Source organism: Burkholderia theae (assembly GCF_048565265.1).
GTDB classification, from domain to species: Bacteria; Pseudomonadota; Gammaproteobacteria; order Burkholderiales; family Burkholderiaceae; genus Burkholderia; species Burkholderia theae.
In genome coordinates, this window is sequence record NZ_CP183462.1 from 3,431,264 (window position 1) to 3,438,352 (window position 7,089).

Genomic DNA, 7,089 nt, shown 5'->3' on the forward strand with positions numbered 1-7,089 from the left:
CGGTCGCGCTCCGCGTGCACGCGCCCCGCAAGTTCCGTGCTAACCGTCGTGCCGCTGCCGGGCCGCGAGCGTCCCGATGGTCTCCATCGCGTGCTCGACGGCCGGCGTCCACGGCCGGCCGTAGTTGAGCCGCAGATAACGGCGGAACCCGCCGGTCGCGGAAAACAGCGGCCCCGGCGCGATGCTGACGCCGCTTTCCATCGCATCACCGAACAGGTGCATCGCATCCACGCGCGGCGGCAGCTCGATCCACAGGAAGTACCCGCCGAGCGGCGCGAACACTTCGGTGCCGGCCGGAAAATACGCGCGAACCGCCGCGAGCATCTGCGCCTGGTGCGCGGCGAGATTGCGCCGCAGTTTCCGCAGGAAGCGGTCGTACCCGCCGTCGCGCAGGTAGCTCGAAATCGCCATCTGCGCGGGCACGTCGGCCGACGGCGCGCTCGCGCCCTTCGCTTGCCGGATCTGCCGCACGTAGCGTCCGGCCGCGACCCAGCCGATCCGGAATCCGGGCGCGAGGCATTTCGAGAACGAACCGCAATGCAGGACGAGCCCGCTGTTGTCATACAGTTTGGCGGGGCGCGTGGGCGCCGTGCCGAAATGCAGTTCGCCATACACGTCGTCCTCGATCAACGGAACGCCGCGCGACGCGAGCAGATCGATCAGCGCGTGCTTGCGCTCGTCGGTCAACGTCGCGCCGGTCGGGTTGTGGAACGACGTCATGAACCAGCAGGCGCGCACCGGATGCGTGTCGAGCGCCTCGGCGAGCGCGTCGAGGTCGAGGCCGGTGCGCGGGTCGACCGGAATCTCGACGGCCTTCAGGTGCAGGCGCTGCACGGCCTGCAACACCGCATGGAACGCCGGTCGCTCGATCGCAACGATGTCGCCCGGGCGCGTCAGCGCCTGCAGGCTGAGTGTCAGCGCTTCAAGTGCGCCGGTCGTGATGACGATCTCGTCCATCGGCAACGCCGCGCCCGCGTTCAGGTAGCGCAACGCGATCTGGCGCCGCAGTGCGTCGTGGCCCGGCGGCAAGCCGGACAGCAGTTTCGTGCGATCCATGTTGCGGGCCGCCGACGCCATGTAGCGCCACAGGCTGCTCATCGGGAACAGCGAATAACTGGCGAATGCCGAGCCGAGCGGGACGATGTCCTCGCACTTCAGCGAATCGAGCAGGCGCAACAGCGTATCGTCGCCGCTGGTTTGCGCGGGGGCCGGTTTGCGCGGCGGCTCGTGACCGAACCGCACGTGTTTGTCTTCGAGGTTCGCAACGAAATAACCGGACCGCGCACGCGCGACGATCAGACCCTCGCTTTCGAGCGCGTAGTACGCGCGAAACACGGTGGACGGGCTCACGCCATACGCACGGCAGGCTGCGCGCACGGTGGGAATGCGCGCACCGGCCGCAAGGTCGCCGCGCCGGATCGCTTCGGCGATCGTCTGTGCCAGCGCCGCATATCGCTTCATGCCAGCCCTCCGGCCGCTCGGGCCTTGCTGAAAAAAGAGTAGCACGGCACCGGTCGCATGCAATTGCGCCCCAATCGCTGATCCGCATGTTTTTGGCGGGCTTTGATCCTTTTCTTTTGTCTGACGCGCGGGCATCCTCTCGCAAGTCTTGTTCCCGACGTCTGACTACGAAGGAGTCCACGCTGCCCGGCGGCTGATCCGTGACCCTTGCGCGTCCCGCGCGCGACCTTGTCTGCGGCGTCCTTACCTTACCGGAATCGTTCAGCGTGAAATCGAAGACCCTCATCGCGGGCCTCGTGGCCGGCCTCGCCCTCAACCTGTTCAGCGGCGCCGCCACGGCCGCCTGCGTCAGCAACCCCGCAGCCCAGCCCAACGCGACGTTTCCCGCCGCGCTGACCGGCAAGCTCGTCTATCACAGCTACGTCAACTACGGCGACGGCACGAGCCAGTTGTTCCTCTACGACTTCTCGGCTCATACGCTGACGCAGCTGAGCAAGAGCACGTGGGGCATCACCGATCCGATGAACGGCGTGTTCAGCCCCGACGGCAAGTGGATCGCGTTCATGGGCGTCAGCAACGGCGCATGGAACGTGTTCATGCTGCAGCTCGGCGCCGGCACGCCGCCCGTCAACCTGACGAACAGCACGGGCGCGATGCGCAACGAGGACCCGAAGTTCAGCGCCGACGGCAAGACGCTCGTGTTCAAGCAGAACGGCGACGTCAAGCAGGCCACGCTGTCGTACACGAGCGCGGGCCCGGTGTTCACGTCGGTCGTGAGCCTGACGAACGCGCCGGCCGGCGCCGAATACTCGATGCCGTATCTTTCGCCGGATTCGAGCGCCGTGTATTACGCGACCGGCACCGGTGCGAACATGGGGCTGATGAAGCGCACGATCGCGACCGGCGCGACCGCCGTGTTCGATCATCCGGCCGGGCTGCAGACGTACTACCCGATCGTGCGCGCGGACGGCATGGTGTTCTACGCGCGCTGGAAGGACAGCGGCGCGGCCGACCAGATCTATTCGAAGACCGCGGACCCGGCGTCGACGCCGAACGCGTTGTCGCTCAACGACTGCATCAGCAACAACTCGGACCCGGCGCCGGTGAGCGGCACGAACTACCTGTTCTTCTCGTCGACGACGGCCGGTGGTTATCAGCTCTACGTGGGCGACGTGACGACCGGCCAGCGCTGGAGCCTGTCGCAGTTCGGCGTGAATGCCGACACGACGAAGGCCAAGCTCGGGTCGAGCTATTACGGCGGCCCGGCCGCCGCGCAGCCGACGCTGCTGTCGCAAGGGCATCCGGCTGCCGCGTCGGCGAGCTACAGCGCATCGTTCACGCCCGACAAGGCGTTCGACGGCAACACCACGGGCACGCGCTGGGATTCGCCGGAAGGCGCCGGTGTCGGTTCGCAATGGATCTCCGTGGATCTCGGCGCGGTGAAGCACATCGATCACGTTGATCTGTACTGGGATGCGGGCGCGCTCGTCTATCAGATCCAGACGTCGAACGACAACGCCAACTGGACGACGATCTATTCGACGAGCAACGGCGGTTCATATACCCACGTCACGCTGCCGAATCTCAACGGCAGCGGTCGTTACGTGCGGATGCTCGGCACGCAGCGCGCGACGCAGTGGGGTTACTCGTTGTACGAAATGCAGGTGTGGGGATCGTAAGCGCAAAGAAAAAGCGGCCAAGGCCGCTTTTTTTGTGTGTCGAGCGTGACGCGCTGCGCGCTTCACGCATGCAGCACATGCGCCGGAAACGCCGGACTTGCGCTCGCCGCACCCTGCGCAAGCGGCGCGACCTGCTTGCGCCGCTCCCTCGTCGGCGCGACGCCGAACGAGTCGCGGTAGCTCTTGCTGAAGTGGCATGCCGACTGGAACCCGCACGCCATCGTGATGTGCATGATCGACATGTCGGTCTGCAGCAGCAACTCGCGCGCACGGCGCAGCCGCAGCGTCAGGTAGTAGTGCGTCGGCGTCATCCCGAGATGTTCGCGGAACAGGCGCTGCAGTTGCCGCTGCGACATGTTCGCGAGCCGCGCAAGCTCTTCGCGCGACAGCGGCTCCTCGATGTTGTTCTCCATCAGCGCGATCACTTCGAACAGCGACTTGTTCGCAGAGCCGAGGCGTGCGACGAGCGGCATGCGTTGCTGCGCGCTCGTATCGCGCACGTGTTCGACGATGAACTGCTCGGCGATCTGCGTGACGCGCGCGGTGCCCACGCGCGCGGCGATCAGGTTCAGCATCATGTCGAGCGGCGCGACGCCGCCCGTGCACGTGATGCGGTCGCGGTCGATCACGAACAGTTCCTTCAGGAAGCGCGTATCCGGAAACTCTTCCTTCAGCGCCGACATGTTCTCCCAGTGGATCGCGCATGCGTAGCCCGCGAGCAGCCCCGACTTCGCGAGCGCATAGGTGCCCGTGCACAGGCTGCCGAGCGGGATGCCCGCGCGCGCGAAGCGGCGCAGTGCCGACAGATGGGAGGGCGTGGTCGCGCGCTGCACGTCGACGCCGCCGCACACGAACACGATGTCGGGCTGCCCCACGCATTCGGCCGGGCCCGTGTCGACCGTGAGGCCGTTGCTCGCCGTGACCGGGCCGCCGTCCGGGCTGATCACCGACCAGCGGTAGAGCGGCTGGCCGCTCAGGTAGTTCGCCATCCGAAGCACCTCGATCGCATTCGTGAACGCGATCATCGTGAAGTTCGGTAACGGCATGAACGCGAAATGGGACAGCGACGCTGTGCGGTCGGGCGACATGGGGAGCTTCCTGGAATCTCTAATAGCTATAGGCCCGAGGCACGAAACGGGCTGCGGTATTGTGTGAGCCAGCGCAACAAGCGTGCCATACGGCTAAACCCTAGCTCCATACGTTGTATGGCTGAAAGCCGCATGCTGCACTGCACCGTATGCGGGCCGCGCTGCACTCCGTCCGGGCGGCACAGGCACTGCCGGAGTGCGTGTCCATAGGTGAACGGCCGACACCGTTTTTGCAGGTCAACCGGAAAAGCACGACCGGTCACTTGTATAAAACGGACGCGCATGGCGGAAAAGGCAAAGAACGCGTCTAAATTCATCAATCCGCCGAAAATCCGAACGACAAGAATAGAGCCGTCGGCAGCCTTGCACTGGGCAAGCGGGAAACCCAGGCACGGCGGGCCTTGAGCTTCGGTTTCAGCCCTTTATTCTTCGTCACGGACGCACTATGTCGAACAACCAGCCTTTCTTCTCGCAGCCCCTTGCCGAGCGCGACGCGCCGGTGCGCAGCGCCATCCTGAAGGAACTCGAGCGTCAGCAGTCGCAGGTCGAGCTGATCGCGTCGGAAAACATCGTGTCGCGCGCCGTGCTCGAGGCGCAGGGCTCGGTGCTGACCAACAAGTACGCGGAAGGCTATCCCGGCAAGCGTTACTACGGCGGCTGCGAATTCGCGGACGAAGTCGAGGCGCTGGCGATCGAGCGTGTGAAGAAAATCTTCAATGCCGGTTATGCAAACGTGCAGCCGCACTCGGGCGCGCAGGCGAACGGCTCGGTGATGCTCGCGCTGGCCAAGCCGGGCGACACGGTGCTCGGCATGTCGCTCGACGCGGGCGGCCACCTGACGCACGGCGCGAAGCCGGCGCTGTCGGGCAAGTGGTTCAACGCCGTTCAGTACGGCGTGAACCGCGACACGATGCTGATCGATTACGACCAGGTCGAGGCGCTCGCTCACGAGCACAAGCCGAACCTGATCATCGCCGGCTTCTCGGCGTACCCGCGTGCGCTCGACTTCGCGCGCTTCCGCGCGATCGCCGACAGCGTCGGCGCGAAGCTGATGGTCGACATGGCGCACATCGCCGGTGTGATCGCCGCGGGCCGCCACGCGAACCCGGTCGAGCACGCGCACGTCGTCACGTCGACCACCCACAAGACGTTGCGCGGCCCGCGCGGCGGCTTCGTGCTGACCAACGACGAGGACATCGCGAAGAAGATCAACTCGGCCGTGTTCCCCGGCCTGCAGGGTGGCCCGCTGATGCACGTGATCGCCGGCAAGGCCGTCGCGTTCGGCGAAGTGCTGCATGCGGACTTCAAGACCTACATCGACAGCGTGCTGGCGAACGCGCAGGCGCTCGGCGAAGTGCTGAAGGCAGGCGGCGTCGACCTCGTCACGGGCGGCACCGACAACCACCTGCTGCTGGTCGACCTGCGCCCGAAGGGCCTGAAGGGCGCGCCGGTCGAGCAGGCGCTGGAGCGCGCGGGCATCACCTGCAACAAGAACGGCATTCCGTTCGACACCGAGAAGCCGACCGTCACGTCGGGTATCCGCCTCGGCACGCCGGCCGGCACGACGCGCGGCTTCGGCGTCGCGGAGTTCCGCGAAGTCGGTCGCCTCATCCTCGAGGTGTTCGACGCGCTGCGTGCGAATCCGGAAGGCGACCAGGCCACCGAACAGCGCGTGCGCCGCGAGATCTTCGCGCTCTGCGAGCGCTTCCCGATTTACTGATCGACCCCCACACAAGAGCAGAGACTGGAGCGAGAGGCAGATATGAGCACGCTGCATCAGGACAGCATCATCATCGACGGACTGAACATCTCGAAGTTCGAGAAGCCGGTGTTCGAGGACATGCGCCGTGGCGGCATCACGGCCGCGAACTGCACGGTGTCGGTGTGGGAGAACTTCACCAAGACCGTCGACAACATCGGCGTGATGAAGAAGAAGATCCGCGACAACAGCGAGCTGCTGACGCTGGTGCGCACGACGGACGACATCTTCCGCGCGAAAAAGGAAGGCAAGACCGGGGTCATCCTCGGCTTCCAGAACGCGCACGCGTTCGAGGACAACCTCGGCTACATCGAGGCGTTCCACGACATGGGCGTGCGCGTCGTGCAGCTCTGCTACAACACGCAGAACCTGGTCGGCACGGGTTGCTACGAACGCGACGGCGGGCTGTCGGATTTCGGTCGCGAAGTGATCACCGAGATGAACCGCGTGGGCATCATGGTCGACCTGTCGCATGTGGGCGGCAACACGTCGTCCGAAGCGATCGCGTTCTCGAAGAAGCCGGTGTGTTATTCGCACTGTCTGCCGTCGGGCCTGAAGGAGCATCCGCGCAACAAGAGCGACGCCCAGTTGAAGGAGATCGCCGATGCGGGCGGCTTCGTCGGCGTGACGATGTTCGCGCCGTTCCTGAAGCGCGGGATCGAAGCGACGATCGACGACTACATCGAAGCGATCGATTACGTCGTAAACCTGATCGGCGAAGACGCGGTCGGCATCGGCACGGATTTCACGCAGGATTTCGCGAAGGAATTCTTCGACATGCTGACGCACGACAAGGGCCGTTATCGCCAGCTGACGAACTTCGGCAAGGTGATCAACCCGGACGGCATCCGCACGATCGGCGAATTCCCGAACCTGACCGCGGCGATGGAACGCGCCGGCTGGAAGGAGTCGCGCATTCGCAAGCTGATGGGCGAGAACTGGGTGCGCGTGTTCAAGGACGTGTGGGGCGCGTAAGCGCCACACCGGGCCGGACAACCACCAACGTTCAACACTAGAAAAACCGGGACGTGCCCGCGCAAGCCGCGCGGGCACGCGGACGATGTCGCGCCTGCGCCCACGCCGCGCGGCCAATTTTCCTCAC

The 7,089-nt window shown here is 65.4% G+C and carries 5 protein-coding genes; 3 read left to right on the forward strand and 2 right to left on the reverse strand.

Annotated features, from left to right (window positions below):
* Positions 1-39: 39 nt before the first annotated feature.
* Entirely contained in the window at positions 40-1,461 is a 1,422-nt protein-coding gene (locus tag ACN22W_RS32940) for a PLP-dependent aminotransferase family protein (RefSeq protein WP_412023855.1), read from the reverse strand.
* 266 nt (positions 1,462-1,727) lie between these two features.
* Between ACN22W_RS32940 and ACN22W_RS32945 the strand changes: the two genes are divergently transcribed.
* Positions 1,728-3,140 carry a discoidin domain-containing protein gene (locus ACN22W_RS32945; protein ID WP_419688706.1) on the forward strand — a complete coding sequence of 471 codons (1,413 nt, stop codon included), beginning with the start codon at positions 1,728-1,730 and terminating at the stop codon, positions 3,138-3,140.
* A gap of 62 nt (positions 3,141-3,202) precedes the next feature.
* Here ACN22W_RS32945 and ACN22W_RS32950 read toward each other — a convergent pair whose 3' ends face one another.
* Complete coding sequence (locus tag ACN22W_RS32950) at positions 3,203-4,228, reverse strand: GlxA family transcriptional regulator (RefSeq protein ID WP_419688707.1); 1,026 nt, start codon at positions 4,226-4,228, stop codon at positions 3,203-3,205.
* 445 nt (positions 4,229-4,673) lie between these two features.
* Between ACN22W_RS32950 and ACN22W_RS32955 the strand changes: the two genes are divergently transcribed.
* Positions 4,674-5,948 carry a serine hydroxymethyltransferase gene (locus tag ACN22W_RS32955; RefSeq protein ID WP_129515644.1) on the forward strand — a complete coding sequence of 425 codons (1,275 nt, stop codon included), beginning with the start codon at positions 4,674-4,676 and terminating at the stop codon, positions 5,946-5,948.
* 42 nt (positions 5,949-5,990) lie between these two features.
* Positions 5,991-6,962 (forward strand): dipeptidase, encoded by a 972-nt coding sequence (locus ACN22W_RS32960; protein WP_129515643.1) that lies wholly within the window; start codon positions 5,991-5,993, stop codon positions 6,960-6,962.
* Positions 6,963-7,089 lie beyond the last annotated feature (127 nt).